Source organism: Micromonospora sp. bgisy143 (assembly GCF_057708145.1).
Map to the genome: position 1 here is coordinate 365669 of NZ_JBYIRN010000001.1, position 25991 is coordinate 391659.

The window sequence follows — 25991 nt, forward strand, 5'->3', positions numbered from 1 at the left end:
CCTCCCCCGTCCTAGCGTCCGTCGCCGTTGCCGGCCACGTCGCCGAAGACACGTTGCATGTCGGCGGCGGACATCCTGTTCTTCTCCTCCGCCGTCTCGTAGTTCTGCTTCACCTGGCGCAGCGCCTCCGCCGCGTCGTACAGGCTCTGCGAGAGCTTGCGGACACCGGACTCGGTGCCCTGGTAGAGCCCCTGGTGCTTGGCCGCCAACCGGTTGGCCCAGTCGAACCCCCCGAGCGGGCTCGGCTGACCGCCGGCCCCACCCGCCACGCCGCTGGCCGTGCCACCCATCAGGTCCTGGATGTCGACCATGTCGTAGGAGAGCTTGTTCAGGTACGCGGCGTGGGTCTCCAGCCAGGTGATGGCCGAGTCCAGGCTGGTCGCGTCCCACTCGGTCTTGACGCCGGCCTCACCGGGCGCGGCGATCAGGCCCTCCGGCGTCGCGGCGTGGTTGACGTTGTCGATCTCCAAGCCGGTCACGGCCAGACCCGACGTCGGCATCCCGCCTACCGGGACCGGGATGTACAGGTCGTCGTTCACGTACCGTTCCGGCTGGGTGGTCCTGTCGTCCGTCATCGGTCCCCTCCCCGAAACCCTGACTGGTGGTGTGCGCTCACTGCTGCTGATGCGGGCCCGGCGACGGCGGGCCCGAGCCCGGCCAGCCGGACTGGCCCGGCGCGGTCGACGCGGGCGGATGACCGGGCGGCGGGTACCCGGGCTGGCCCGGTGGCGGACCGTACCCGGAGACGGGCTGCTGCGGCGGGCCGTAACCGGCCGGTGGCGGTTGGTTGGCGGGCCAGCCTGGCGGCGGCACGCCGGGCGCGCCCGGGTACGGGCCGACGGCCGCCGGTGGGGTGCGCCGCTTGCGGCGTCGCAGCACCACGAACAGCACGATCAGCCCGATGACCGGCACACCCAGGCAGAGTCCCGCCTGGACGATCGCGCCGGTCTTGTTCGAGACGCCGAACTCGACCGCCGGACCGTCGTCGTCGCCCGGTCGGGTCGCGCCGCCGGCGCGGGTCGGCCCGGCGGCCTCGCCCTTGAGCAGCGGGTTCGCCGTAACGGCGGGCACCGAGCGGGTCAGCGCGGCGACCGGGTCGACCCGGCCGAAGCCGAACTGCGGGTCCCGGCCGGCCGGCCCGGCGTCGCGGGCCGTCTCGATCAGGCGGCTGATGACGTTGGGCGCGTCGAGCTTCGGGTACTTCGCGCGGATCAGCGCCACCACCCCGGAGATGATGGCCGCCGCCGAACTGGTGCCACTGGCCACCGAGTAACCGTTCGGCGAGACCGCCTTGGGCGCCGGCGCGATGATGCTCTCCATCGGACTCGCGATGACGACCTCCGGGCCCTGCACCGAGCCGGCGGAGAACCCGCCGCGCTTGTCGAAGCCGGAGACGGCGATGACGCCCGGGATGTTGGCCGGTACGGTGACCTCTCGGTCACCCTGCTCGACGTTGCCGGCGGAGGCGACCACGACAGCGTCCTTGCTCAGCGCGTAGTTGATGGCGTCCACCAGCTCCGGCGGAGCCGCCCCCTCGTCGCCGAGCGAGAGGTTGATGACGTCGGCGCCGTTGTCCGCAGCCCACCGGACGCCCAGGACCACGTCCTGGCCGTCGGTGTCGGCGCCGGTCGAGACCGGGAGGATCTTCGCGGCCGGGGCGATGCCCAGCTCGTGCGTCGCGCCACCACCACGCCCGGCGATGATGCCGGCCATCGAGGTGCCGTGCCCCTTCTCCTTGTCGTCGTCCCGCCGGCCGTCCCGGGCGGCCGTGGCGTTGGTGCCGTGCCCCGCGAGCACCTGGCCACGCAGGTCGGGATGACTGGCCTCGACTCCGCTGTCGACGACGGCGACCGTGACACCCGCACCCTTGGTGATCTGGTGTGCGGCCGGGATCTTGAGGTAATCCAGGTACCACTGGAGGCCACGGACCGTGTCAGCGGCCCGGGCCGGCGCCGGCGCGACGGTCACCGCGGGGGCCAGCGCGGCGCAGAGCGCCAGCGCGGCCGCGCCCACGGCACGTGCCGATCGGAAAGGCTTCCCCGTACGCATCGCTCTCCCGTATCTCGCCGACGCCAACACGATGCGGCTCCGGCCCGGTCGAGCCGGACCGGAGCCGCATCGGTGATTGTGTCAGCCCCACACCTTGGAGTTGCTCATCTCGGTGGAGACGTAGTTCTCGCGGGCGATGCCGACGGCACCACCGATCTCGTTGAGGATCCGGTTGATGTCCCGGACCGACGAGTCCCACTTCGCCTGGTGCTGCTCGTAGGCGGTGCGGTCCTCGCCCTCCCACTGGAGCTTGGACAGCATCGACCGCAGCGTGTCCAGCTTCTCGTCGATGGTCTTCGAGATGGCCTGCATCTGCTGGTTGCTGCTCTCGAGGACCGCGTAGTCAACCTTGATCGTCACGATTTCCTCCTCTGCTGGCTACGGATCACGGGTTGAGAGCAGAGTGGAACTTGTCCAGCATCTGCTGCTGCTCCTCGTCGTTGACCTGGTGCGTCGTACCCGACTTGTCGAGCAGGTCCGCGATGTTGTCCATCGCGGTCAGCAGACTCACGGTGTCCTCGTTCCAGCGAGTCATGAGCGACTGGAACCCCGTGGACGCCTGACCCTTCCACGCCATGGCCAGGTCGTCGACCACGTTCCACAGCTTCTTCAGCTCGCCGTCGACCTCGCTGCGCGTGGACCGCACGTCACTCGCGGCGGTATGCAGAGTCGCAGCTTCGACCTCGAACGCCATGCTTCACACCCTTCCGTCATGTTGTGTGGCGTCGGCTCTGCCGCGCCCCTCCCCCGCGGCAAGGCAGCAACACCCCACCGACGGACACTCCACCAGAGACGGTAGCGGAACCGGTCCAGCCACCGCAGCCCTGACCGGGGCCATTCGATGGATGGTGGTGGATCGGACCGGTGGCTCGATCCGTACCGGCGGGCACGGACCAGCCGAGTGGCTCGATCAGGCCGGCTCGGACCAGGCGGTCTGGATGAGCTGTTGGCCGTCCCGCCGCCGGACCAGCGTGCCCCGACCGGGTGGCTGCGGGCTCGGACGCAGCGTGCCGAACACCGCGCCCTCCTCCCGGTTGCCGGACATCAGCAGGCCGGGCGAGTCCAGCTCACGCAGCCGTTGCAGCACCGGCTCGTAGAGCGCCCGGGCCACCCCGCCGACCCGACGGGTGATGATCAGGTGCAGCCCGATGTCGCGCGCCTGCGGCAGCAGCTCGTGCAGGGCGCTCAGCGGGTTGCTGCCGCCGGAGGCCACCAGATCGTAGTCGTCGACCAGGATGTACAGGTCCGGGCCCTTCCACCAGCTGCGGTCCCGCAGCTGGGCGGTGGTCACGTCCGGGCCCGGCAGCCGGTTGGAGAGCGCGCTGCGGATCGAGCCGAGCCCCTGCGCGAACGCCTGGTTGGACGGCGCGTAGTCGAGCAGGTGATCACCCTCGACCGCGCCCAGCAGGCCACGCCGGTAGTCGGCGATCACCAGCCGGGCCTGGGCCGGCGTGTACCGCTCGGCGATGCCCCGGGCGATCAGCCGCAGCAGGTTGGTCTTGCCGCACTCGGCGTCGCCGAAGACGGTCAGGTGCGGCTCGTTCGCCAGGTCCAGGTAGACCGGCGCGAGCGCCGACTCGTTGACACCGATCGGCAGGCCGGGCGCCGACCGGTCGATGATGCGGGCCAACTCGGACACCGGCAGCCGGCGCGGCAGCAGCCGTACCTTCGGCGCGGGACGCCCCGGCCAGTTCGCCGCGACGTGCCCGGCCAGCGCGACCGACGCCTCGCTCAGGTCCTCGATGTCGCGGCGACCGTCGATCCGCGAGATGGCCGTGAGGAAATGCAGCTTGTCCCGGGTCAGGCCGCGACCGGGCGACTTCTCCGGCACGTTCATCGCCGAGCGCCTGTCGATCTCGGACTCCGCGGCGTCGCCCAGGCGCAGCTCCAGCTTGGTGCCGAGCAGATCCCGCATGTTGATCCGGATCTCCGCCCACCGGACCGCGGTGAGCACGACGTGCACCCCGAAGCCGAGGCCCCGGTTGGCGAGCGTCGTGATGGTCTGCTCCAGCTCCTCGTAGTCCTGGCGCAGCGTGTTCCAGCCGTCCACCACCAGGAACACGTCGCCGAACGGGTCGTCGGCGAACTCGCCGGCCGCCCGTCGACGTCGGTAGCTCGCCACCGAGTCGATGCCGTGCTGGGCGAAGCGCGTCTCCCGCTCGTCCAGCACCGCGACCACCTCGGCCACCGTGCGGCGTACCGCCTCGACGTCCCGTCGACCGGCCACCCCGGCCATGTGCGGCAGCCGTTCCAGGCTGCGCAGCGCGCCGCCGCCGAAGTCCAGGCAGAAGAACTGCACCTCACGGGGGGTGTGGGTGAGCGCCAGCGAGGCCAGCAGCGACCGCAGCATGGTGCTCTTGCCGCTGAGCGAACCGCCGACGATGACCACGTTGCCGCCCGCGCCGGCCAACTCGACCATCATCGGATCGCGGCGCTGCTCGTACGGGCGGTCCACCACGCCGACCGGCACCGTCAGCCGCCCACGGCCCGGCCAGGACGCCGTGCACAACCCGTAGGTCGGGTCGACGGCCAGCGGACCCAGCAGCTCGCCGAGGCCCGGCGGGTCGGCCAGCGGCGGCAGCCACACCTGGTGGGCCGGGCGGCCGCGCCCCTTGAGCTGGTCGATCAGCACGTCCAGCATCGCCACGGCCTTGCCGTCGGAGGACTGCTCCGGCTCCGGCGCGGCGTCCACCGACACCTGCGGGACCTGCGCGGGAATGAAGTTGACGCCGTACGGCACGATCCGCCGCTGCACGAGGGCCTGCGACGCGGTGGCCTGCTGGCCGGGCGCCCGGTACGGCCCGGACACGTACGCGGCCCGGAACCGCAGCATGGTGCTGGTGTCGGTCTTCAGGTAGCCGTGGCCCGGCGCGCTCGGCAGCTCGTACGCGTCCGGCACGCCGAGCACGATCCGGCTCTCCACCGCCGAGAAGGTCCGCAAACCGATCCGGTACGACAGGTGCGTGTCCAGACCCCGCAACTTGCCCTCCTCGAGGCGCTGCGAGGCCAGCAACAGGTGCACACCCAGCGACCGGCCCAGCCGGCCGATCATCACGAACAGGTCGATGAAGTCCGGCTTCGCCGCCAGCAACTCGCTGAACTCGTCACAGATGATCAGCAAGCTCGGCATCGGCGCCAGCGGCTCACCCGCGGCCCGCGCCTTCTCGTACTCGAACCGCGAGACGTAGTTGCCCGCCGCCCGCAGCAACTCCTGCCGGCGCACCATCTCGCCGGCCAGCGCGTCGCGCATCCGGTCGACCAACGGCAACTCGTCGGCCAGGTTCGTGATCACCGCGCTGGTGTGCGGCAACGCCTCCAACGAGGCGAACGTGGCGCCGCCCTTGAAGTCCACCAGGACGAAGTTCAGCTCCTCCGACGAATGGGTCACCGCCAGCGCGGCCACCACTGTACGGAGCAGTTCGCTCTTACCGGAACCGGTCGCGCCGATGACCAGGCCGTGCGGGCCCATGCCCTCGTGCGCGGACTCCTTGAAGTCCAGCTCGACCACGTTGCCGTCCGGGCCGACACCCAGCGGGATGCGCAGTCGGTCCCGGTGACCGCGTGGTCGCCACGTCTGGCGCACGTCCACCGCCGCGGCGTCGCCGACGCCGAGCAGGTCCGGCAGCTCCATGCTGCGGGCCAGCGGCTCCTCGTTGCTGGTCTGCTGCTGCGACAGCCGGTACGGCGCGATCTGTCGGGCCAGCCCTTCGGCCGCCTCGGCGGAGAGCCGGTCCGGCCGGCCCAGCCGCGAGGTCGAGTTGCCCCGGACCAGGTCGAGCGCGCTGCCGTCGCCCGTGTCCAGGCAGAGCAACCAGCGGCCGGCGTCGCGCGGCACCGTCCCGGACAGGTCGATCATGGTGACGCCGAGCAGACCCTGACCCACCAGTTGGCAGGTCGGGGAGATCTCGCCACCGTCGACCACCACGACCAGGTGCGGCGCGGTGGTCAGCGGCTTCGCCTCGGCCGCGAACCGGGGTCGCCCGGCCAGATCCGCCGCGAGGGAGTCCTCGGCCTCGGCCAGGCTGGCGAAGACCAGACGACGGGCTCCGGCGGCGTCCGTCCGGCCACTGTGGTGGGCGTGCGGCAGCCACTTCACCCACTCCCAGGCCGGCTGCCGGTCGGGCGCGGCGACCACCGCGACCACCAGGTCGTCGGGGGCGTGGAAGGTCACCAACTGGCCCAGGGCGGCCCGGGTCAGGTCGAGCACCGGATCCCGGTCACCGCGCAGCACCACCCGGCTGAACGCGCGCAGCGACAGCGCGGTCGGCAGGTCGGGCACGGTGGTGTGCGCGCGGACGAACCGCCGCAGCGCGATGGCGCTCATCGGTTCCAGGTCCTCGACCGGCTTGGTCTCCGGCGGGACGATCTCCACGGCGAGCCGCTGCGGGCCCAACGCGATCCGGGTCTCGCCGAAGTCGGGCTCGGTGATGCGCCGTTCCCACAACCGGCGCGACGCCGCGATCGACCAGAGCGCGTCGGGCTCGGGGTGCCGCCAGTCCATCGCGTCGCGCTGCTGGGCCGCCGCACGCCGGGTGCGCTTGCGCATCTGCGCCAGGTAGCGCATGTAGTCGCGGCGGTCGGCGTTCAGCTCGGCCTTGTCGTTGCCGCCGTTGCTGAGCGAGCCGATGGCCATGCCGAGCATCGACACACCGAACAGTCCACCCGCGACGTACGTCATCATGCCGCCGCCCCGGCCGGCGTAGAGGAACGCCATCGCGCCGACGCCGCAGACCATCGGCAGGATCATGAGCAGCTGCCCCATCCCGCGCGGTGTCGGCTCGGGCAGCTCGGGCGGGGACTCCAGCACCACCTCACCGCGCGGCAAGGCCGGCCCCGGTTGGCGCGGAGGTCGGCGGAACACCACCGTGCTCACGGCTGTCTCCTCCCCAGAAGCGGCCCTGCCGTCGTGCCGGCGCGGCGCGAAGCTCGCGGGTGGGCACTGTACGTGCCCGTCATCGTAGGTAATCTCCCGTGGGCGCGGTGCACCCGCACCGTGGCACCGCGGCCCGCTGATCGTAGATGGACACCAGGAGGCCACTGTGGCTACGAAATCGGCGACCGGCGGCCTGAGCCGGATCACCATTGTGGCCCCCCGTACCCGGATGGACCTGGCGCTGCCGTCGGACGTACCGCTGGCCGACCTGTTGCCCACCCTGCTGCGCTACGCGGGGGAGGACCTGGCCGACGACGGGGTACGGCACGGCGGCTGGGCGCTGTCCCGCCTGGGCGCGGCACCGCTGGACGGTGGTCGTACCGCCGCTCAGCTCGGTGTCCGCGACGGCGAGGTGCTGTACTTCAACCCACGGTCGGCCGCCGCCCCGGAGATCGTCTTCGACGACGTGGTGGACGCGGTCGCCACCGCCACCACGCAGCGGCCCGGTTCCTGGCAGGTCGACGCGACCCGGTCGTTCGCCGTGCTGTTCGCCTCGGCGGCCCTCGGCGCGGGCGCGGTGGCGGCCCTGTTCACCGGCCCTCCACACCTGCCCGCGGCGCTGGCCGCCCAACTGGTCGCGGTGGCGCTGCTGGTCGGCGCGGCGGTGCTCGCCCGGGCCGTGGGCGACAGCCGGACGGGCTCGGTGCTGGCGCTGGCCGGGTTGCTCTACGCGGGTACCGGTGGCCTGCTACTGCTCGGCGGTGACCGGAAGCTGACCGAGCTGGCCAGCCCGCACGTCCTGCTCGCGGCCACCGCCGTGGTGGTCGCCGGGGCGGTGGCCGTGCTGGCCGTCGGTGACGACCGGTACCCGCTCTTCTTCGCGGCGATCGGCCTGGCCGGTGGGACCGGCGTGGGCGCGCTGCTCTGCCTGCTCCTCGACCTCGACGCGGCGGCCGGCGCGGCGGTGGTGGCGGCGGCCGCCTTCGGCATGGTTCCGGCACTGCCGATGGTCGCCTACCGGCTGGCCCGGCTGCCGGTGCCGTCGATCCCCACCGGCCCGGACGACCTGAAGACCGACAGCGAGACGGTGGACGGACGGCGGGTGCTGGAGCGCAGCGATCGCGCGGACTCGTTCCTCACCGCTCTGCTGTGGACGGTGTCGCTGCTGGTGCTCGGCGCGGAGCTGGTGCTGGCCCTGGACGGCAGGCTGGCGGCCGTGCTGCTGTGCCTGGTGCTGGCACTGTTGTCGCTGCTGCGGGCGCGTCCGCTGCTGGGCCGGGCGCAGCGCGTCCCGGTGCTGCTCGCCGGCACCGCCGGGCTGGGCCTGGCGGCCGCCGCGACCTTCGCCGGCGGCGCGCTGGCGGTCCGGCTCGGCCTGGTCCTCGGTGGCCTGCTGCTGGCGGCCGTGGTCAGCCTGATCTACGGCCTCTCCGTCGCCGGTAAGCGGATCTCACCGGTGTGGGGTCGGCTGCTCGACATCGTCGAGATCCTGCTGATCATCGCCCTGGTGCCGCTCGCCGTCTGGGTCTGCGGCATGTACGACTGGATCGTCAACCTGCGTCCCTGACGGAACGGTCAGCGGGGCTGCCGCCGGCCGACGCCGCCGAACGCCGAGGCGACCGGCGCGCTGGCGTAGACGCCCGGCCCGTGCTGGCCGTCCATCGGCCGGGCCGGCGTGCCGGCGCGCTGCGCCACCTCCCGGACGACCTTGACCAGCGCCTCGACGTGGTTGTCCATGGCCGCGACCCGCAGCAGCGGGGCCGCCACGCGTCCGTCGGGCGACACCGCCGCCGCCACCGTGTGCGAAGGCGCGGAGGTGGCGGTGATGGCGTCCACCAGCGGACCGAGTGGCGCGTCCGGCCGACCCCGCAGGGTCAGGCAGCGGTGTGTCCAGCCGCCGCCCCGCAACCCCGACCAGGTCTCCGTCGGCGGTTCCGGCACCAGGTCCAGGCCGGCGGCCGAGACCACCGCGGCGCGCAGCTCGTCGCGGCCCAGTGGCCGGTGGGACAGGCCGGCCGCCGTCAACGCCTTGCCCAGCCGGCCGATCCCGGCGGCCAGCGTGCGGTGGACGCCCGGCAGCCCGCCACCACGGGTCACCGTCTCGACCCGGGCGTCGCGGACCGTGAGCCGCAGCGCCACCCAGACGGTACGGTGCGCCGCCGGTGGCGCGCCCGCCGCCGGGTACCAGACCAGGGTGTGCGCGACCACCTGGGCCCGGGAGATCGGCGCCGAGAAGTCGGCGAGCACCCGCAACGTGCGGTCGACCGTCGACGCGTCCACCGAGCCGACCGCGGCGCCGTTTGCCGGTTGCAACGCCACCGCCGCGAACCAACCCTGGTCGTCCTGCCCGATGCCCAGCCGGGTGCCCCGGTCGGTCAGCTCGATCACGCCCAGCTCAGGTGCCAGCGCGGCCAGCCGGGGCTCCGCGGCCGAACCGCTCTCCAGGATCACCGCGGCCCGTTCGCGGCGACGCCGCAGCCGGCGGCGCAGCAGCACGTCCTCGTACCACCAGCGACCGCCCCGGCGGGCGAACACGGACAGCACCACCACCGCCGCCACGACGGCCACCGTCGCGAGCAGCCAGCTCGGACCGGCCGTCGCGGCCCAGACGGCCACGGCACAGACTTCGAGTACGACGAGCTGGCCGACCAGCACCGGACCGATGCGACCCCGACCGGGTCGGTCGGCCGCCGGGGTGACCCGTGCCGGCGGACCCGACGGCCTGGCGACGGCATCCGCGGGTGGCGCCTGAACCTGCGTCATCGCTGACTGTCCCTCCTGGACGGTACGGCTCCTGTGCCGGGTGGTCCGGCGGTGGCCCCGAGGACCGGCCGTCGGCCCCTTATCGTAGGGAAGCCCGCGACGGCACCCCGAGGACATCGTCGCGGATCCACCCCGCCGGAGGTAAGTCATGCGGACCCGCCGCGATCAGGTGCAGGCGTACCGCTTCGTCACCCGCCGGATCGTCTCCGCGCTGATGTCGGGCGACCCGGAGACCACCAACCTGCCCATGCGACGGCTCGGCATGGCGGTCTTCGGCAGCGTGATCGCCGCCGCGGTGGTCCTCGGCGGCGTGGGCGCATACGGCCAGTTGACCGGCAACACCGCTCCGCTGGACGAGAACACCCTGGTCATCGAGCGGGAGACCGGCGCCACCTACGTGTACGCCCAGGGGCAACTGCACCCGACGCTGAACTACACCTCCGCCCGGCTGATCCTGAACGAGCCGGACCCCACGGTGCGCAGCATGTCGCAGGCGTCGCTGCGGGACCGACCCCGGGGCCGGACGGTCGGCATCGTGGGCGCACCCGACGCGCTGCCGGACCGTAAGTCGCTGACCGGCCTGCCCTGGTCGGTCTGCGACGTGCCCGACCCGGTCGACCCACGTCACTCCACCACCCGCGTGGTGATCAATCGGGCGCTGCCCGGCGGCACGCCGCTCGGCGAGCGCGCGGTGCTGGTGACCGTGGACGGTCAGCGGCATCTGCTGGCCGGCGACTCCCGGCTCGAGATGCGCGGCGGTGACCAGGTCGTCGCGGCGTTGCGGATGACGGGTACGGCGCCGCTGCCGGTCGGGCAGCAGCTCCTCAACGCCGTACCGGCCGGACCGCCGCTGCGCAAGCCGGCGCTGCCGGACATGGGTGAGCGCAGCGGCCTGAGCGTGGCCGGTCGGCCCGCCGCCATCGGCCAGGTCTTCCAGGCGGCCGGCCAGCACTACGTGCTGGCGCGCGAGGGGCTCGTCTCGATCAGTGAGATCACCGCGCTGCTGCTGATCAGTGGCGGCGGTCGGATCACCGACATCACCCCCGATCAGGCCGGACGGCTGCTGACCGAGCAGCGTCTGGACCCGGACGGGATGCCGCGGACGCTGCCGACCCTGTATCCGGCCCGGGCCGGGCAGACGCTGCTCTGCGCCACCTACCGGGAGGGCACCGCCGGTGGACCGCCGACCACCACCGTGGAGGTCTTCGACCGGGTGCCGGCGGAGTTGGCGGGCGACGAGCCGGGCTCGGTACCGGTACGACAGGGCGCGCGGGACGCGGTCCGGACGGCCGAGTCGGTGCTGCTGCCCGGCGGCAAGGGCGTACTGGCCCAGGCGGCGCCCGGCGCCGGCACCAGCGGGTCCGGCGCCGCCGGCGCGACGATCTACCTGATCAGCCCGCAGGGGGTCCGGTACCCGCTCGGTTCGCCCGAGACGCTGGCCGCCCTCGGCTACGAAGGGGTCACCCCGCTGGCGGTGCCCGGTTCGCTGCTCGCGTTGATCCCCACCGGGCCGACCCTGGACCAGCAGGCCGCGCTCACCCAGTTCGCGCCCGGCGACACGGCGGCGGCCGCGGCGACGGCGCAGCCGACCGCGCCGACGCCCGGCACGAGCGCCCCGGCGGGTGACGGCACTGGTGGCGGGGTCCCCGAGGGATCGACCGGCGCCGACGACTGAGCGGGTCGGACGGGTCGCCCCGGGTCGCCGAGGTGGACTAACCTGGGTCCGCTGACGGTTGTCAACCAGAACGACGGGGATGTTGCCATGACCGGGCGTACGGAAGTCGACCTGCTGTCCCTTGAGGACTTCCACCAACACCTCGCGTTGCGGCTGAGTCAGGCCGAGTCGGTGCTGCGCAAGCTCAACACCGAGATGCAGTGCAGTCCACCGGCTCTGGGCTCGTTCGCCGACGCGACACAGAACTCACGCCGCTACAGCGAGGTTCATCAGTCCTACGTGGAGCAGGCCGAGCGGCTGCGGCAGGCGGTGCTGGCGGCGCAGCAGGCGACCGGCACCATCCTCGCCAACTACCGCACCGCCGAGGCGCGTAACGCGGCCAACGCCACCGACATCACCGCGGCGCTGACCGGGGTCGACCGGGCGTTGCAGCCGAAGGGGGATGGGCGTGTCTGAGTACACCCAGCGCTACCAGGGTCGGAGCCACCAGGAGCTGTACGACGCGGTGATGGCCGGCAAGCCCGAGCAGATCGAGGGGATCGCCGCCCAGTGGGCCTCGCTCAAGGGCATCCTCGACGGCCTCGGCCGCGAGCTGAAGGGCGACCTCGAGAAGCTCGGCAACACCTGGACGGGTTCGGCGGGCCGGGAGTTCCAGCGCCGGATGACGCTGATCGTCAACCACTCCGACGCCCTCGGCGAGGGCATGTCCGGCGTCAAGCAGGGTCTCACCATGATGGCCGGTCAACTGCGTACCGCGCACCAGAAGGCGGAGAGCCCGGAGGAGACCGACGACAACGACCAGGCCATCTCCGGCGCGCTCAAGGGCGCGGCCTTCGGCCTGCCCGGCGCGGTGGTCGGCGGCATCATGGGCCACCAGCAGGACAAGGAGGAGCAGGAGAAGGCCCACCAGCGGATGGTGAACCTGGTGGCCGAGTTGGCCGCCGGCTACGACCTCTCCGCCTACGACCGGGTGGTGGACCCGCCTCCGCCGGATCCGGAGACGCCGCGCACGGTCAACGACGACCGGCCGCCGCCCCGCAGCGGTCCGGCCAGCACGACACCGTCGGCCGCTCCGACCGCCACCGGTCTCGCCGGGCACCCGGGCGGCGCGACCGTCGCGACACCCGACGGCGTGGCTCCGGTGCCGACCACCGGGGGCGGCTCCGTTCCCGGCCACGACGGCGGCACGTCCGTCGTCGCCATCGGCCCCGGGGGTGTCGACGGCGATCCGTCGGGCACCACCTCCCTGGCCGGTGCGGACCCGCTGGTCAGCGGGGCGTTGCTCGCCGGCGGGGCGGCCGGGCTGGCCGGCCTGTCCGGGCCGACCACCATGCCCGCGAGCGCCACGGGCGGCCCGAGCCTGCTCTTCGGGGCACCCGGCGGCGCACCGGCCGGTGGGGTGCTGCGCACCTCGGCGCTCGCCGGTTCCAGCAGTACGCCCACCACGTCGGCCCGGCCGACCGGTGGGGCCGCCGCGGCCGAGAGCCGGTCGGCCAGCGGCGTCGGGCGAAGCATCGACGGCCGACGGGGCGAGTCCGGTCGGGCTACCGCGGGCGGTCGGCAGGGCCTCACGGGCAACGGTCGGACGACCGGCCGTCCCGGGGTGCTCGGCGGGCACGGCCGTGGCGAGGACGACGAGTCCGACGAGCGGCTGACCTGGCTGACCGAGGACGAGATGGTGTGGCGGGACGGCGGAGACGCCGCGCCGCCGGTGCTCGGCACCGGCGGCTGACCGCCCGGACAGCGCACCCGAGACCATGGCGACCCCCGCCGGATTCACTCCGGCGGGGGTCGCCGCACGTCGGCCCCGAAGCGGGAGAGAGCCGGCCGGCACCGTCCACAGTGCCGGCGGTGGTCGTGGTCACGCCCCTGGTGGCCACCGCCGTGCTGCGCCGCGCCCCGCCGGGCGATAGGTTGGTGGGGTGTCGTCCGCAGCTCTGGTCCGCCCGGCCCGCTGGGCCGTGCTGCGGTCGCTGCGGGAGCTGACCCGGCTGGCGGTCACCGCGCTGGTGCTCGCGGTCGGCCTCGGCGGCGCTATCGCCGCCACCCCGCCGGCCGCTGCGACGCAACTGCGACCGAGTGCCGTGAGCAGCCGGGTGGACGCCGTCCGACCCGAAGCCGCCCCGACCGTCGAGCGTACGAGCGAGCCGGCCCCGGCCCGACCGGCCGACGGGGATGCCGCCGCACCGGCCCTTGCGGTCCTCGCGGGCGTAGCGCACACGCCGGCCGGCGAGCCCGGCCGGGGCGTCCCCTCCCGACGCGGCCCGCCCACCCGCTGACCCGGGCCGCCCGGTCACCCGACGCTCCGTCCGACCCGCCGCAGGGTCGGCAGCCGGGTGCCCGCCGCGCAGCCGCATCCGCTCCGGCCCATCGGCCCGGTGACGGCGCTGCGCCCCGGCGAACCCTCCGCACAGCTCACCCCGACCACCGGCAGCCCGACGCGTCGAGCGACGGCCGGTCCGGTCGGGACCCGTCCCTCGATACCGTCATCCGACCGCGAGGTGCTGATCATGCAGACCGTCCTCTCCGCCGTCCTGCCCGACGTACCCCGAGCCGCCGCCATCTGGCTGAGCCTGCTCGGGGTGGTGGTGTTCGCCGTCGCCGCACTCCTGGTACGACCCGGTCGTCTCCGCCTCGACCCGGCCGCCCGCATCCGCGACGCGGCCATGCCCAGCAACCTCGAAGAGGCGCTCCAGGAGCGCGAGCAGAGCCGCTACGCGCAGGAGATCGCGGTGGCCGCCGAACGCGCCACCGCCACCGCCCAGCGCCGACGGGCCGAGTGGGTGGCCGCGCAGGAAACGGTCGAGGCCGCCTGGCAGGCGCTGGAGGTGGCTGAGGCAGGTGTGCGGCGACTCGTCGCGGCAGCCGCGATGCCATTGCCGCAGACCGTCCGGACGCCGGCCGAGTACGCGGACCGCGAGCGCTACCTGCACCGGGCCGCGCTGGACGCGTACTGGCGGCGGGAACTGTCGGTGGAGCAGCTCAGTGACGTCTTCGCGCACCGCGGCGGCTGGGATCCACGGCTGCACCCGGTGGAGCAGGAACTCGTGCTGCAACGGGCCGTCCGCGACAACCTGGCGGCCAGGCACGCCGCCGCCAGGCAGGCCGAGCAGGCAGCCTGGCGGGCCGCGGAGCTGGCCGTGGCGGCGGCGCGCAGTCTCCGTACGGAGGCCCACGCGGCGACGGGCCGGCGCCGGGCGGAGTCGGCCTCGGTACTGCCGCTCAGCGAGGTGCTCCGGCCGGCCGTCGAGCAGACCCGGGAGAACGTGGTGGTCGCCCGGGGCCGGGCGGCGGTCCCGGCGTTCTGACCGGGCGGCGCGGCCGTGGCGTTGGACGTTCCGGGCCGGGTCGGCGTCGGTGGGTTAGCGTGACGGCATGTCCCGACAGTCGTGGGTCCTCGTGGTGGTCGCCGGCATCCTGGCGCTCGCCACACTTGTCGGCGCGGTGGTGCTGGCGGTGCGGGTGGTGCGTACGAGGCGGCTGCTCACCGGGCTCGGCGCGGGCGGCAAGGTGGCCTTCTACGGGGCATTGATCTACACGATCTTCCCGGTGGACATCCTCCCGGACCCGATCTACCTGGACGACATGGGTGTCCTGGCCGCCGCGCTGATCTATCTCACCCGGCTGGTCCACAAGCGTCGGGCGGCGGACCGTCGGCTGCCCGGGCAGCCGGATGCTCCGCCGGCCCCGGGCCGCACCCGCTCCGTACGATGATCAGGTTGGCGCGGAGGACGGAGGACACAGGTGGCCGGTGATCATCAACTGGACGTCCACGACGACCGGGTGGCCGCCTTCTGCGCCGAGCGGCACCTCGCGACGCTGACCACGCTGCGTGCCGACGGCACCCCGCACGTGGTGCCCGTCGGGGTCACCCTCGATCCGGCGGCCGGGCTGGCCCGCGTGATCACCTCCGGGACGTCCCGCAAGGCTCGGCAGGTGGCCGCAGCCGGCGCGGAGGGCACCCCGGTGGCCGTCTGCCAGGTGGATGGCCGCCGCTGGTTGACGATCGAGGGCCGGGCGGTGCTCCGATCGGACCGGGCCGCCGTCGCGGAGGCGGAGCGCCGGTACGCCGAGCGCTATCGGACCCCGCGCCCGAATCCGGAGCGTGTGGTCATCGAGATCACCGTGACGGGACTGCTCGGCAGTCTCTGACGTCCGTCCCGTCACCTATGTCCGGTAAGCCCCGCGCTGCCGGGCGCGCAGCCGTGCGCCGCACGCCGTGCGGAATCCCCCACCGTCGGCGGTCGTTACGCCAGGTCGCGACGCCCACAGCGGTAGCCGGCGGCGGAATGCCGCCCGGAGCATGGCCGTTACGTCCCCGGTAACCACGGCCGAGACCGCCACGGAGGCGGCTACCCCCGAACGGAGACTCGACCATGAACCCGATCGTGCAGAAGAGTGGCCTGTCCGTCGTCGGCCTGCTGGTCGCCGGCGGTTGCGCCCTCGGCCCCGCCGTCGCCGCGCAGGCCGCACCCGCGCCGGCAACCCCGTCCTCGTCGAGCCAGACCGGCCGCAGCGCCGAGCGGGTCCTCGACGTCGACTACCAGGCGCAGCCCAACTTCTTCTACTGCGGCCCGGCCGCGACCCGCATCGCGCTCTCGGCCCAGGGCAAGGCGCTCTCCCAGGACGAGGTGGCCAAGCTGCTCGGCACCACCGAGGCGGGTACCCCGTCCGCCCTGGACACCACCCGCGTGCTCAACGAGCTGACCGGCGGTCACTACCGGACCACCGAGATCCGTGACTCGGTGGCCCGCCCCGACCAGGTCGAGCAGCTGCGCCGTGACGTGCTGGCCGCGATCGACGCGGGCCGCCCGGTGGTGGCCAACATCAAGGGCACGACCGTCGACACCGACGGCAACCCGCACTCGTACGAGGGCGGCCACTACCTGACCCTCGTCGGCTACCGCGACGGTGGCGACCTCGTCCGGGTCGCCGACCCGGCCGACCCGGCGCTGGGCGAGTACTGGATGACCCTGCCGAAGGTCGCCAACTGGATCGCCGAGCGCGGCTACTCCTCCTGATCGGATGCTCACCGGGCCGGCCTCTCCCGAGCGGAGGGGCCGGTCCTGCTGTCGCGTCTGCGGCTGGCCAGGTGTGCCCGGCGACGCGCGCGGACGGCCCGTGTCGGCCGGGCACGGTGCAGCTCACGCCGGACCGGCGGAGCGATGGCCGACTCGCCGGCGCCGGCCGCGCGGCGCACCATCCGGTTGGCGTCGTCCGGTTCGCAGCCGGCAGCCCGGAGCAGGTCGCTCGACGCGGTACGCAGGCCGGTGACGATCGCGTCGCCGAATGACCGGACTCCCCTCGCGGCAGCCCGGCCGGCCAACTCGGCGCACTCCTCAACCAACTTGCGGGTGCACTGCGGGTCGTCGCCGAGCCGGCACTCCGTCCGCATCTTCGCCACCGCCTGCCCCAGCCGGCCGATCGCGTCCGGCAGCTCGGTCGGGATCGGCTCGTCGTACTGCAGGGCGGTCGTCGACCAGCGGGCGAGGACGCGGCTGTCCAGCATCAACCGTTCGAGATTCTCGGCGCTGCGGGCGTACCTGTGGAACTGCTGGCGGCGGTGCCAACGGACGGGCGCAATCGTCACCACCTCCTCCGCGCCGCTCAGCGCGTCGTGCAGTCGGCCGAGATCCCCCTCGGTGCCGCGCAGCGTGTCCAGTACGTGTCTGGTCCGTTCGCTGTCGCGCTGCCGGAGCGCCTGCCCCAGCTTGTCGAGTTGTTCACACAGGATCGTGAAGATCGGTGTGGCGGCCCGGTCCAGCACCCGCATGGGGTTGACCGGCAGCAACAGTGCGACCACCACCAGACCGACCAGCCCACCGACGAGCGCGTCGAAGATCCGGGGCACCTCCAGGCTCCGGTCCATCGGGGCCAGCGTGGCGATCAGTACGGCGGTACCGCCGGCCTGACCGACCAGCGGGCCGCCCTTCCCGGCCACCAGCAGAGCGCTGGCGATGGCCAGGCCGACGACCACCCCGGTCTGCCACGGTCCCGAACCGAGGAAGAAGCGCAGCGTGTCGCCGATGACGATGCCCAGTCCGACGCCGAACAGCAGCTCGAAGGTGCGTCGGGCCCGCTGCCCGATGGCGGTGGCGATCGTACCGACGGCGGCGGCCGGCGCGAAGACGTGCGACCCCGGGCCGAGGAAGTGCTTGGCGATCAGGGCCGCGAGCGCCGCCGCGAGCCCGGCCTGGGCAGCGATCACCAGGGTGACCTCCCACTGCCGGGCACGGACCCGCCCGGCCTGGCCGCCGCGGTGCCGGACCCGGTCGACCGCCTGACCGCTGCGCTCGGCAGCCTCGTCGAGCCGCGACCGGTCGTGGCCGGCGGGTGGACGGTCGTCGGGCATGGCGGCGGTTACCCCCCGGAAGCGCGGTCAATCGTGCCGCCGCGCCCCGCGCGTCCACACCGCACCGGCGGCACCAGCCGTCACCGGAGTGCGGATCCATCGGCGTTCGTAGGTTTGCCCGACCGCTGGGGGGTACCAGGGGCCTCACACCCACCGATCCGCAACCGGTAAGGGGCCCAGATGAGCAGTCCACAGAGCACCGGGGAGCAGGATGTCGTCGACATCCTGGTCGCCGACCACCACGAGGTCGAGACCCTCTTCGTCGAGTTGGAGACGCGCCAGGGCACGCCCGAGTACCGTCGTCAGCTCGCCGACGTGGTGATCGCCGAACTGGTCCGGCACGCCGTGGCCGAGGAGGCGTACGTCTATCCGACGGCCCGCAAGACGCTGCCCGACGGCGACCAGATCGCCGACCACGAGATCACCGAGCATGCCGACGCAGAGCGCACGATGAAGGACCTGGAGTCGGTCGACCCGTCCGACCCCCGCTTCGACGAACTGCTGGCCCACCTGACCAGCACCATCCGTCACCACGTGCGGGACGAGGAGAACGACCTGTTCCCCCGGTTGCGCGCCGCCACCGCCCGGGAGGAGCTGGTCGAGCTGGCCGGCAAGGTGACGGCGTTCAAGAAGATCGCCCCGACCCGCCCCCACCCGAGCGCGCCGGACCACCCGCCGGCGAACAAGCTGCTCGCCCCCGGCACCGGGATGATCGACCGGATGCGTGACGCGCTCAGTGACCGGCCGACCTCGATGGACGAACTACGCGAGCAGCAGCAGCGCTGATCGACGGACCGTCCGGACCCGACAGTCCCGGGTCGCCGAGTTCTCGACGGCCCGGGACACGTCCGGTACCTCAGCGGACCTGGTCACCCTCACCGGTACGCGCCTGGGCCTGGTCGACGCCCTTGTCGATCTGGTCGTCGTACTTGCCACCGGTGCGCTTGTCGGCCATGTCGCCGGCCTTCTCCATACCCTGGTCGACCTGCTTGTCGTGCTTGTCCGCGAAATCCTTGGCCTTGTCCATGAAGTCACCCACGGCGCTCCTCCTCCTCGGGTAGTCCCCTTTCGCGTTCCCTGGTCCCGACCGCGCAAACGCCTCCGGTGGGGCGTGGACCGCTAAGGTCCGACCAGCGGACCCGGGCCGGCGTACGATCCGCGCGGACGACCGGGTGTCGGCGCGTGGCCGTCCGGGTACCGACCTCGCCGAGATCGAGGAGGGCCGACATGACGGCAGACGAACCCGGGGCGGACGCCGCGCCGACAACCGGCGGCGCGCAGCAGGCGGGCACCACGGCGGCGAGGACGGCGGCACCCGGCGGCACGGCCCCGGCCGGTGACACCGGGCCGCGGCACGCGTGGGCGGCGCTGCCCTGGCTGGTACGGACCGCGGTGCTGTGGAGCGCCTGCCTGGTGGTGATCGTCGCCGGGCTCTACCTGCTGGGTCGGATCGCCGTCCTGCTCGCCCCGCTCGCCATCGCCCTGGCCGCCACCATCTTCCTCACCGCGCTGTTGGACCCGGTGCTGGTCCGGCTGCGCCGCCTGCGGGTACCCGCCGCGCTCGCCGCACTGCTCACCGTACTGCTGCTGCTCGGCATCCTGGTCGGCGTCGGCGCGCTGGTGTGGAACCTGACCGCCAGCCAGTTCGACCAGCTCAGCCAGGAACTCACCCAGGGTCTCGACCGCAGCCGCGACTTCGTCACGTCCACCCTGCCGGTCAGCGAGGCCCAACTCGACAAACTCATCGACCAGGCTCGGGAGGGGCTCAGCGGCAGCTCTCCGGACCCCGTGTCGGGTGCCCGGACGGCCAGCGAGGTCGTCGGTTCCGCGCTGCTCGCCCTGGTGCTGCTCTTCTTCTTGCTGAAGGACGGCCGGTCGATGTGGCACTGGACGCTGTCCCGGATGACCGGCCCGAACCGACCCGTGGTGGCCGAGGCCGGCCGGGCCGGCTGGCAGACGCTCGGCGCGTACAGCCGAGGGACCATGATGATCGCGGCCATCGACGCGATCGGCATCGGCCTGGCCCTGGTGGTGCTGCGGGTGCCGCTGGCCCTGCCGTTGGCACTGATCACGTTCCTCGGCGGCTTCGTGCCGATCATCGGGGCGACGGTCGCGGGCGCGGTCGCGGTGCTGGTGGCCCTGGCCGCAAACGGGCCGACGACCGCGCTGCTCACCCTCGCCGCCGTGGTCGCGGTGCAGCAGATCGAGGGCAACCTGCTGGAACCGCTGGTGATGAAGCGTCAGGTGCGCCTGCACCCCGCCGTGATCCTGGTGGCGGTCACCGCCGGCACCCTCATCGCGGGCATCGCGGGCGCCTTCGTGAGCGTCCCGATCACCGCCGTGCTGTGGCGCGTCGTCGACACCGTCCAACGCCGGCGCGCTGCCGCCGACCTCACGGAGTGATGAGCCCGCTCACCAGCGGCGGGACGCGGTCGTCATCCGGGCGAGATGGGTGGTGAACCAGGTGCCGGCGTGCTCGGCGACCTGGTCGAGCGTGCCGGGCTCCTCGAAGAGGTGGGTCGCGCCCGGCACCACCCACAGCTCGCCCACGTCCCCCAGCTCGGCGAGCGCCCGCTCGTTGAGCGCCAGCACCTCCTCGTCCGCGCCGCCGACCAGCAGCAACGTCGGAGTACGCACCTGGCCCAGCGCGGTGCCCGCCAGGTCGGGTCGGCCGCCCCGGGAGACCACCGCGCCCACCCGGTCGGCGCGCGACGCGGCCGCCACCAGCGCGGCGGCGGCACCGGTGCTGGCACCGAAGAGTCCGATCGGCACGTCACCCGCCGGGCGTTCGGCAGCCAACCAGTCGACGATCCCGGCCAGCCGGCTGGCCAACATCCCGATGTCGAACCGGAGTTCGGCGGTGCGTGTGTCCACCTCCTCCTCGGCCGGGGTGAGCAGGTCGACCAGGACGCACGCGAGGCCTCGGGAGTTCAGCGTGCGGGCCACCGCGACGTTGCGCGGACTGTGCCGCGAGCTACCGCTGCCGTGCGCGAACAGCACCACGCCCACCGGTTGATCCGGCAGCAGCAGGTCGGCGGGGAGCTGGGCGTCCCGAACCGGGATGGTCACCGTGCTGCGCTGCTCGTCCATGCCGCACCTCCGTGCTCGCCTGCGCTCCGGTTACCCCGCCCGTGGCGTCGCACGCGCCCCGGGCGGCGGCCGGTGGGCGGCGTTTGCCGGGTGGGCAGCCGGGTACGCGGCCAGAGACCGCAGACCGTGTAGGCGCAGCCGCGCCCCCGACGGATCGCGAGGACCACCATGGCCAAGCAGCAGATTTCCCGGCAGCAGCAGATGGCCGAACGCGCCCAGCGTGAACAGGACGCCCAGCGCAACCAGGACTTCGGGGACCAGGACTTCGGTGACCAGGCCGCCTCGGCGCGTCTCCCCGACGATCCCAAGGCGGCTGCGCCGCGGGACGCGATCGGACGCCCCTCGACCGGCGAGCCGGTCTGACGTACGCGCGTGCCGGCCGGGGCGGGAGCACTCCCGCCCCGGCCGTCACTGCTCCTTGTTCTCGGGCAACCGGAGCAGGGGCGACCGGCCCGGCGGCTGTTCCGGCGGCGGCCCCGAGGGCTCGGCCGGCGGCACCGGCACGGTCACCGGTTCGTCGCAGGTGACCCGCACGATCTGGTCGTGGTGCCGCAGCTCCACGACGTCGTCCGGGCCGCCGTGGCGCAGCGAGTACGTCGTCTGGTGCGGGCGGACGTCCACCCGCAGCGCCAGACCCCGCCACTGTAGGGAGAACTCCAGGCGGGTGAGCCGGCTGGACAGCCGGGGCGCGAACGACAACTCGCCATCGTGGTCACGCAGCCCGCCCAACCCGCTCACCAGCGCGAGCCAGGCGCCGGCCAGCGAGGCCATGTGCACGCCGTCGCGGGTGTTCTCGTTCAGGTCGTGCAGGTCCATCAGCGCGGCCTCGCGCAGATAGATGTGCGCCAGGTCGGGATGGCCCACCTCGGCAGCGAGCACCGACTGGGTGCAGGCCGACAACGACGAGTCGCGCACCGTCCGACGCTCGTAGTAGAGGAAGTTGCGGACCTTCTGCTCGGGGGTGAACGCGTCCCCCCGCCAGTGCATCGCCAGGACCAGGTCGGCCTGCTTGACGACCTGTTTGCGGTACAGGTCGAAGTACGGATAGTGCAGCAGCAACGGGTACTTCTCGGCGGGCGTGTGCGCGAAGTCCCACTCCTGCAACCGGGTGAACCCCTCCACCTGCTGGTGCACGTCCAACTCGTCGTCGTACGGCACGTGCATCGACGTGGCGGCGTCCCGCCAGCTCGCCGCCTCCTCGTCGGTGACCCCGAGGTGGAACGCCTCGTCCCGGTAACGCATCACCACGTCGGCGGCGGTGAGCAGGTTCCGCTGGGCCATCAGGTTGGTGTAGATGTTGTCGTTCTTCACCGCGGTGTACTCGTCGGGACCGGTCACCCCGTCGATGTGGAACCGGCCGTGCCGGTCGTGGTGCCCGATCGAGCGCCACAGCCGGGCGGTCTCCACCAGCAGCTCCAGCCCGATCTCCCGCTCGGTGGCGGTGTCCCCGGTGACCAGCACGTAGCGTCGTACCGCGTCCGCGATGTCCGCGGCGATGTGGAACGCCGCCGTACCCGCCGGCCAGTACCCGGACGACTCCGGCCCCTCGATGGTCCGCCACGGGAAGGCGGCACCCTTGAAGTTGAGCGTCGCCGCCCGTTCCCGGGCCTGTTCGAGGGTGCTGTGCCGCCACTGCAGGGCGCTGCGCACCGCGCTGGGCTGGGTGTACGTGAGCACCGGCAGGACGAACATCTCGGTGTCCCAGAAGGCGTGCCCGTCGTACCCGGGGCCGGTCAGCCCCTTCGCCGAGATCGGTCGTTGCTCGGCGCGGGCGCCGGCCTGGAGCACGTGGAACAGCCCGAAGCGCACCGCCTGCTGGATCTCCGGATCGCCCTCGACCAGCACGTCGGCCGCGTCCCAGAACTCGTCCAGGTAGGCGCGCTGCTCCCGGTGCAGCCCGTCCCAGCCGTCCAACCGGGCGCCGGCCAAGGCCGCGCCGACCTGGTCGCGCAGCGCGGGCAACGAACGCCGACTCGACCAGCCGTACGTCAGATACTTGACCACCCGCAGCTTTTCGCCGGGCTTGAGCACGCAGCCGATGGTGGTGCGCACCCAGTCCTGGTACCCCTCGGACTCGATGGTGGTGTGGTCCGGGCCGTGCACCTCGTGCTCCATGGCGGCGGCGACCCGCAGCCCGGACACCTTCGTACGGTGGATGAGCTGGCCGCCGTCCGGGGTGGTCAGCTCCTCCTCGGCCTGCAACGGCGATTCCAGCACGGCCGCGACCCGGGGATCCTTGCTCTGCGCGGGCAGCGACTCGTTGGCCACCAGCTCGGACTGCACGATCAACCGCAGCGGGCCGTCGACGGCCTCCACCTCGTAGCTGATCGCGGCGACCGACCGCTGGGTGAACGACACGAGCCGGGTGCTGCGGACCTTGACCTCACGGCCGGCCGGGGAGCGCCAGTGCAGCTCCCGGTGCAGGGTGCCGGCCCGCATGTCGAGGATCCGCTCGTGGGACAGCAGCTCGCCGTAGCGGACGTCAAGCGGTTCGTCGTCGACCAGCAGCCGGATCAGCTTGCCGTTGGTGACGTTGACGATGGTCTGCCCGGACTCGGGGAAGCCGTAGCCGGCCTCCGCGTACGGCAGCGGACGCAGCTCGTAGAACGAGTTGAGGTAGGTGCCGGGCAGGCCGTGCGGCTCGCCCTCGTCGAGGTTGCCACGCAGGCCGACGTGCCCGTTGGAGAGCGCGAAGACCGATTCCGACTGGGCCAGCACGTCCATGTCCAGGCGGGTCTCCCGGATGTGCCACGGCTCGACGGGATAGGCCCGCTCCCGGATCACGCGTGCCCCCGAGGGCCGGGCGGGGCGGCGTCGCCCGCGTCGAGCAGGTCGGCGAGATCCTGCACCACGATGTCGGCGCCGTGGGCCAGCAGCTCGTCGGCCTGCCCGACCCGGTCGACACCGACCACGTACCCGAACCCGCCGGCCCGGCCGGCAGCCACCCCGGACAGCGCGTCCTCGAAGACGGCGGCCTGCGTCGGGTCGACGCCCAGGGCCTTGGCGCCGGCCAGGAAGGTGTCGGGGTGCGGCTTGCCGCGCAGCTGCTGCTCCCGGGCCACGATCCCGTCGACCCGCGCTTCGAGCAGGTCCGCCAGCCCGGCGGCGGAAACCACCTCGCGCCCGTTGGCGCTCGCGGTGACCACCGCCCGGCGCAGCCCGGCGGTGGTTGCCGCCCGCAGGTAGCGCACCGAGCCCGGGTACACCTCGACGCCGGAGGTGCGCAGCCGGTCCAGCAGGAGGACGTTCTTGCGGTTGCCGATGCCGTTGACCGTGTCGGCGTCCGGCGGATCGTCCGGGCTGCCCTCGGGGAGCACGATCCCCCGGGAGGCGAGGAACGACCGGACGCCGTCGGCACGGGGTCGGCCGTCGACGTAGCGGTTGTAGTCGGGGCCGGGATCGAACGGCTGGAAGGGTGCTCCGGTCTCCGTGGCGCGCTTGCGCAGGAACTCGTCGAACGTCTCGGTCCAGGCGGCGTTGTGCACCCGGGCGGTCTGCGTCAGCACACCGTCCAGATCGAAGAGACAGGCGGTCACATGAGCAGGTAGGCCCAGCACGGTACGAATCTAACCACCCGGTTGGGTCCGCAAACCCGTTTTGCGCCGCCGGCGGGCCGGCTCAGTTCGGCCGCAGGGTCCAGATCACCGTCATGGCCGACGTGGGCGTGCCGTCCTCCGTGGCGATCTCCACCTCAACTCCGAATTCGGGCCGCTGACCGGACTCCAGCTCCGCGACCACCTCCGACGCCGGGCGCCCGAGCCGCGCGGTCGCCAGCACCGCCCCCCGGGCCAGCTTGCGGTAGGCGATCTCGGCCCGGACGGCGAGCGGCACGGCCCGGTCGAGCAGCTGCCCGAAGGCGGCCAGCACGACCGCGCCGGAGGCCGTCTCGCCGAGCGTGAACATCGCCCCGGCGTGCGGGCCACCCACGTGGTTGTGGGTGGCCGGCGTGTCGGGGAGCCGGACGACGGCCCGCACGCCGCCGTCCGCCTCGGGCGCCACCTCGACGAACTCGATGCCGAGCGTGCGGGCGAACGGCACCGCTTGCAGGATGCCGGCCGCCACCTGGCGGGAGTCGATGGTCATGACCCGACGCTACTTCTCGGTAACCAGCCCGGCAACCAGGGTTTTCCCCTGTGCCACGGTCAGAGGTTGGAGATCGTGCGCAGGATTTCCGCGTAGAAGTTGCCGTCGATGCTGCGGAAGAGGGAGAAATCCTGACCCGGGTCGCCGAAGAACGGGCGCAGCGTCCACGCCAGCTGGGTGCCGACGAAGCCGAACAGCAGGATCCAGATGTAGAGCAGCGTCATGCTGGCCGGGCGCTGCGTTGGTTCACCGCGCCGGACCGGTGGGGTGGCCCACGGGCGCTGCTGCACCGGGTAGCCCGGCGGCACCACGCCGGGCGGGAAGACCGCGCCGGGCTGCTGTCCGGTCCACTGCGTCGGCACGGCCGCCGGGGTCGGGGCGGTGGCCGGGGTGGCCGGTGCGGCGCCGTTGGCCCCCGACGCGGCGGCAGCCGCCCCGGCCGGAACCGCGACCGGTTCGGCGACCTCCTTCGGTGCGGCGCCGGCGGGCGCGGCACCGACCTGGGCCGGCGCGCCGGCCATCGCCGGCGCGTTGGCCGCCGCCGGGGCGCTGACCTGAGCCGGGGCGGTGGCCGTGGCCGTCGCGTCCGCCGCCGGGGCGAGCAGACCGTGGTCGTTGAGCACCTGCATACCGCCGGTCAGGAAGCGCAGCCCGACCAGCGCCGACAGCGTCAGGATCGCCACGTTGAGCAGCTTGAAGAAGCCGTAGTCGGGCGCGGTGATCAGGAAGAAGAGGCTGATCGGCGCGAACGCCACCGCGAGCATCGAGGTGACGGTGATCGCCACCATCACCAGCGCCAACGACTGACGCACCGAGAGCCGGGCGCCGAACACCAGGTTGAACAGGTAGAGCGTGGGCAGGCAGATGGCCAGCGTCACCAGGAACAGCAGGGGCAGCTTCAGCGCGGACGTCAACGCCATCAGCGGGCTGTGGAACGCGCCGAGCACCGCCCCGTAACAGGCGAGGGCGATGGCGGAGCTGGCCAGCATGCGCCCGGTGAGCGCGTTGAGGTCGCCCTCGGCCACGATCTGCTGCCAGATGCCCTGGCGGTCCCGCAGGATGCGCTCGATGACGAGCGGACTGGGACGGTCACCCGACACGGGGGC

25 protein-coding genes are annotated in these 25991 nt (G+C 73.1%); 12 read left to right on the top strand and 13 right to left on the bottom strand.

All coding sequences use genetic code 11. The annotated features are described in order from the left end of the window. Positions 1–11: 11 nt before the first annotated feature. The 5 genes from AC3EN4_RS01735 to eccCa form a co-directional block, all read right to left on the bottom strand. Positions 12–575: a hypothetical protein gene (locus AC3EN4_RS01735; RefSeq protein WP_435204202.1), complete on the bottom strand. Its 564-nt coding sequence runs from the start codon at positions 573–575 to the stop codon at positions 12–14. A gap of 37 nt (positions 576–612) precedes the next feature. Continuing rightward, positions 613–2013 (bottom strand): S8 family serine peptidase, encoded by a 1401-nt coding sequence (locus AC3EN4_RS01740; RefSeq protein ID WP_435204203.1) that lies wholly within the window; start codon positions 2011–2013, stop codon positions 613–615. 117 nt (positions 2014–2130) lie between these two features. Further along, on the bottom strand, positions 2131–2409 hold the full coding sequence (locus AC3EN4_RS01745) for a WXG100 family type VII secretion target (protein WP_354855539.1): 279 nt from the start codon (positions 2407–2409) through the stop codon (positions 2131–2133). A 25-nt stretch (positions 2410–2434) separates the two neighbouring features. Beyond that, positions 2435–2743 (bottom strand): WXG100 family type VII secretion target, encoded by a 309-nt coding sequence (locus tag AC3EN4_RS01750; RefSeq protein WP_355049151.1) that lies wholly within the window; start codon positions 2741–2743, stop codon positions 2435–2437. A 216-nt stretch (positions 2744–2959) separates the two neighbouring features. Then, complete coding sequence (eccCa, locus tag AC3EN4_RS01755) at positions 2960–6922, bottom strand: type VII secretion protein EccCa (protein ID WP_435204204.1); 3963 nt, start codon at positions 6920–6922, stop codon at positions 2960–2962. 166 nt (positions 6923–7088) lie between these two features. Between eccCa and eccD the strand changes: the two genes are divergently transcribed. Next, complete coding sequence (gene eccD / locus AC3EN4_RS01760; RefSeq protein WP_435204205.1) at positions 7089–8489, top strand: type VII secretion integral membrane protein EccD; 1401 nt, start codon at positions 7089–7091, stop codon at positions 8487–8489. A gap of 8 nt (positions 8490–8497) precedes the next feature. On the opposite strand, the gene AC3EN4_RS01765 is transcribed toward eccD, so the two are convergent. Continuing rightward, complete coding sequence (locus AC3EN4_RS01765) at positions 8498–9685, bottom strand: type VII secretion protein EccE (protein WP_435204206.1); 1188 nt, start codon at positions 9683–9685, stop codon at positions 8498–8500. Between the two features lie 148 nt (positions 9686–9833). Here AC3EN4_RS01765 and eccB point away from each other — a divergent pair, with 148 nt between their 5' ends. From eccB to AC3EN4_RS01805, 8 genes are all read left to right on the top strand, one after another. Continuing rightward, positions 9834–11360, top strand: coding sequence for a type VII secretion protein EccB (gene eccB, locus AC3EN4_RS01770; protein ID WP_435204207.1), 1527 nt, complete (start codon positions 9834–9836; stop codon positions 11358–11360). Between the two features lie 87 nt (positions 11361–11447). Continuing rightward, entirely contained in the window at positions 11448–11816 is a 369-nt protein-coding gene (locus AC3EN4_RS01775; RefSeq protein WP_422737997.1) for a hypothetical protein, read from the top strand. After that, positions 11809–13092: a WXG100 family type VII secretion target gene (locus AC3EN4_RS01780; protein WP_435204208.1), complete on the top strand. Its 1284-nt coding sequence runs from the start codon at positions 11809–11811 to the stop codon at positions 13090–13092. The genes AC3EN4_RS01775 and AC3EN4_RS01780 overlap by 8 nt, the downstream gene beginning before the upstream one ends. A 190-nt stretch (positions 13093–13282) precedes the next feature. Continuing rightward, entirely contained in the window at positions 13283–13639 is a 357-nt protein-coding gene (locus AC3EN4_RS01785) for a hypothetical protein (protein ID WP_435204209.1), read from the top strand. 231 nt (positions 13640–13870) lie between these two features. Next, positions 13871–14668, top strand: a complete 798-nt coding sequence (locus tag AC3EN4_RS01790) for a hypothetical protein (protein ID WP_435204210.1) — start codon at positions 13871–13873, stop codon at positions 14666–14668. A 67-nt stretch (positions 14669–14735) separates the two neighbouring features. Next, the gene (locus tag AC3EN4_RS01795) at positions 14736–15074 is read left to right on the top strand and encodes a YkvA family protein (protein ID WP_435204211.1); all 339 of its coding nucleotides are present in this window, start codon (positions 14736–14738) and stop codon (positions 15072–15074) included. A 30-nt stretch (positions 15075–15104) separates the two neighbouring features. Then, positions 15105–15512, top strand: coding sequence for a pyridoxamine 5'-phosphate oxidase family protein (locus AC3EN4_RS01800; RefSeq protein WP_435204212.1), 408 nt, complete (start codon positions 15105–15107; stop codon positions 15510–15512). A gap of 224 nt (positions 15513–15736) precedes the next feature. Then, a complete protein-coding gene (locus AC3EN4_RS01805) occupies positions 15737–16381 on the top strand; it encodes a C39 family peptidase (RefSeq protein WP_435204213.1) in 645 nt (214 codons plus the stop codon). 8 nt (positions 16382–16389) lie between these two features. Here the strand turns inward: AC3EN4_RS01805 and AC3EN4_RS01810 are convergent, their stop codons facing one another. Continuing rightward, a complete protein-coding gene (locus AC3EN4_RS01810; RefSeq protein WP_435204214.1) occupies positions 16390–17712 on the bottom strand; it encodes an FUSC family protein in 1323 nt (440 codons plus the stop codon). A 180-nt stretch (positions 17713–17892) separates the two neighbouring features. On the opposite strand from AC3EN4_RS01810, the gene AC3EN4_RS01815 reads away from it, so the two are divergent. Continuing rightward, positions 17893–18498, top strand: a complete 606-nt coding sequence (locus AC3EN4_RS01815; RefSeq protein WP_435204215.1) for a hemerythrin domain-containing protein — start codon at positions 17893–17895, stop codon at positions 18496–18498. Between the two features lie 70 nt (positions 18499–18568). Here AC3EN4_RS01815 and AC3EN4_RS01820 read toward each other — a convergent pair whose 3' ends face one another. Continuing rightward, positions 18569–18739 carry an antitoxin gene (locus AC3EN4_RS01820; protein ID WP_393394344.1) on the bottom strand — a complete coding sequence of 57 codons (171 nt, stop codon included), beginning with the start codon at positions 18737–18739 and terminating at the stop codon, positions 18569–18571. Positions 18740–18939: 200 nt separating this feature from the next. Here AC3EN4_RS01820 and AC3EN4_RS01825 point away from each other — a divergent pair, with 200 nt between their 5' ends. Beyond that, positions 18940–20115: an AI-2E family transporter gene (locus AC3EN4_RS01825; protein ID WP_435204216.1), complete on the top strand. Its 1176-nt coding sequence runs from the start codon at positions 18940–18942 to the stop codon at positions 20113–20115. A gap of 9 nt (positions 20116–20124) precedes the next feature. Here the strand turns inward: AC3EN4_RS01825 and AC3EN4_RS01830 are convergent, their stop codons facing one another. Next, positions 20125–20802 (bottom strand): dienelactone hydrolase family protein, encoded by a 678-nt coding sequence (locus tag AC3EN4_RS01830; RefSeq protein WP_435204217.1) that lies wholly within the window; start codon positions 20800–20802, stop codon positions 20125–20127. A gap of 168 nt (positions 20803–20970) precedes the next feature. Between AC3EN4_RS01830 and AC3EN4_RS01835 the strand changes: the two genes are divergently transcribed. Further along, on the top strand, positions 20971–21165 hold the full coding sequence (locus AC3EN4_RS01835) for a hypothetical protein (RefSeq protein WP_435204218.1): 195 nt from the start codon (positions 20971–20973) through the stop codon (positions 21163–21165). Positions 21166–21210: 45 nt separating this feature from the next. On the opposite strand, the gene AC3EN4_RS01840 is transcribed toward AC3EN4_RS01835, so the two are convergent. The 4 genes from AC3EN4_RS01840 to AC3EN4_RS01855 all read right to left on the bottom strand — a co-directional run bounded on the left by AC3EN4_RS01840 (position 21211) and on the right by AC3EN4_RS01855 (position 25985). After that, positions 21211–23586, bottom strand: a complete 2376-nt coding sequence (locus AC3EN4_RS01840; protein WP_435204219.1) for a glycoside hydrolase family 65 protein — start codon at positions 23584–23586, stop codon at positions 21211–21213. Then, complete coding sequence (locus AC3EN4_RS01845; RefSeq protein WP_435204220.1) at positions 23583–24359, bottom strand: HAD family hydrolase; 777 nt, start codon at positions 24357–24359, stop codon at positions 23583–23585. The genes AC3EN4_RS01840 and AC3EN4_RS01845 overlap by 4 nt, the downstream gene beginning before the upstream one ends. Positions 24360–24420: 61 nt before the next feature. After that, positions 24421–24885: a DUF4442 domain-containing protein gene (locus tag AC3EN4_RS01850; protein WP_435204221.1), complete on the bottom strand. Its 465-nt coding sequence runs from the start codon at positions 24883–24885 to the stop codon at positions 24421–24423. A 59-nt stretch (positions 24886–24944) separates the two neighbouring features. Further along, the gene (locus AC3EN4_RS01855) at positions 24945–25985 is read right to left on the bottom strand and encodes a hypothetical protein (protein WP_435204222.1); all 1041 of its coding nucleotides are present in this window, start codon (positions 25983–25985) and stop codon (positions 24945–24947) included. Positions 25986–25991: the final 6 nt, after the last annotated feature.

Excerpts from the sequence above, each read along its gene's own strand:
- AC3EN4_RS01790 (WP_435204210.1), top strand. The coding sequence starts at position 13,871 with ATGCAGACCGTCCTCTCCGCCGTCCTGCCCGACGTACCCCGAGCCGCC.
- AC3EN4_RS01735 (WP_435204202.1), bottom strand. The coding sequence starts at position 575 with ATGACGGACGACAGGACCACCCAGCCGGAACGGTACGTGAACGACGAC.
- AC3EN4_RS01775 (WP_422737997.1), top strand. The coding sequence starts at position 11,448 with ATGACCGGGCGTACGGAAGTCGACCTGCTGTCCCTTGAGGACTTCCAC.
- AC3EN4_RS01750 (WP_355049151.1), bottom strand. The coding sequence starts at position 2,743 with ATGGCGTTCGAGGTCGAAGCTGCGACTCTGCATACCGCCGCGAGTGAC.
- AC3EN4_RS01835 (WP_435204218.1), top strand. The coding sequence starts at position 20,971 with ATGGCCAAGCAGCAGATTTCCCGGCAGCAGCAGATGGCCGAACGCGCC.
- AC3EN4_RS01825 (WP_435204216.1), top strand. The coding sequence starts at position 18,940 with ATGACGGCAGACGAACCCGGGGCGGACGCCGCGCCGACAACCGGCGGC.
- AC3EN4_RS01810 (WP_435204214.1), bottom strand. The coding sequence starts at position 17,712 with ATGCCCGACGACCGTCCACCCGCCGGCCACGACCGGTCGCGGCTCGAC.
- AC3EN4_RS01815 (WP_435204215.1), top strand. The coding sequence starts at position 17,893 with ATGAGCAGTCCACAGAGCACCGGGGAGCAGGATGTCGTCGACATCCTG.
- AC3EN4_RS01830 (WP_435204217.1), bottom strand. The coding sequence starts at position 20,802 with ATGGACGAGCAGCGCAGCACGGTGACCATCCCGGTTCGGGACGCCCAG.
- AC3EN4_RS01765 (WP_435204206.1), bottom strand. The coding sequence starts at position 9,685 with ATGACGCAGGTTCAGGCGCCACCCGCGGATGCCGTCGCCAGGCCGTCG.
- AC3EN4_RS01850 (WP_435204221.1), bottom strand. The coding sequence starts at position 24,885 with ATGACCATCGACTCCCGCCAGGTGGCGGCCGGCATCCTGCAAGCGGTG.
- AC3EN4_RS01805 (WP_435204213.1), top strand. The coding sequence starts at position 15,737 with ATGAACCCGATCGTGCAGAAGAGTGGCCTGTCCGTCGTCGGCCTGCTG.
- AC3EN4_RS01820 (WP_393394344.1), bottom strand. The coding sequence starts at position 18,739 with ATGGACAAGGCCAAGGATTTCGCGGACAAGCACGACAAGCAGGTCGAC.
- eccB (WP_435204207.1), top strand. The coding sequence starts at position 9,834 with ATGCGGACCCGCCGCGATCAGGTGCAGGCGTACCGCTTCGTCACCCGC.
- AC3EN4_RS01795 (WP_435204211.1), top strand. The coding sequence starts at position 14,736 with ATGTCCCGACAGTCGTGGGTCCTCGTGGTGGTCGCCGGCATCCTGGCG.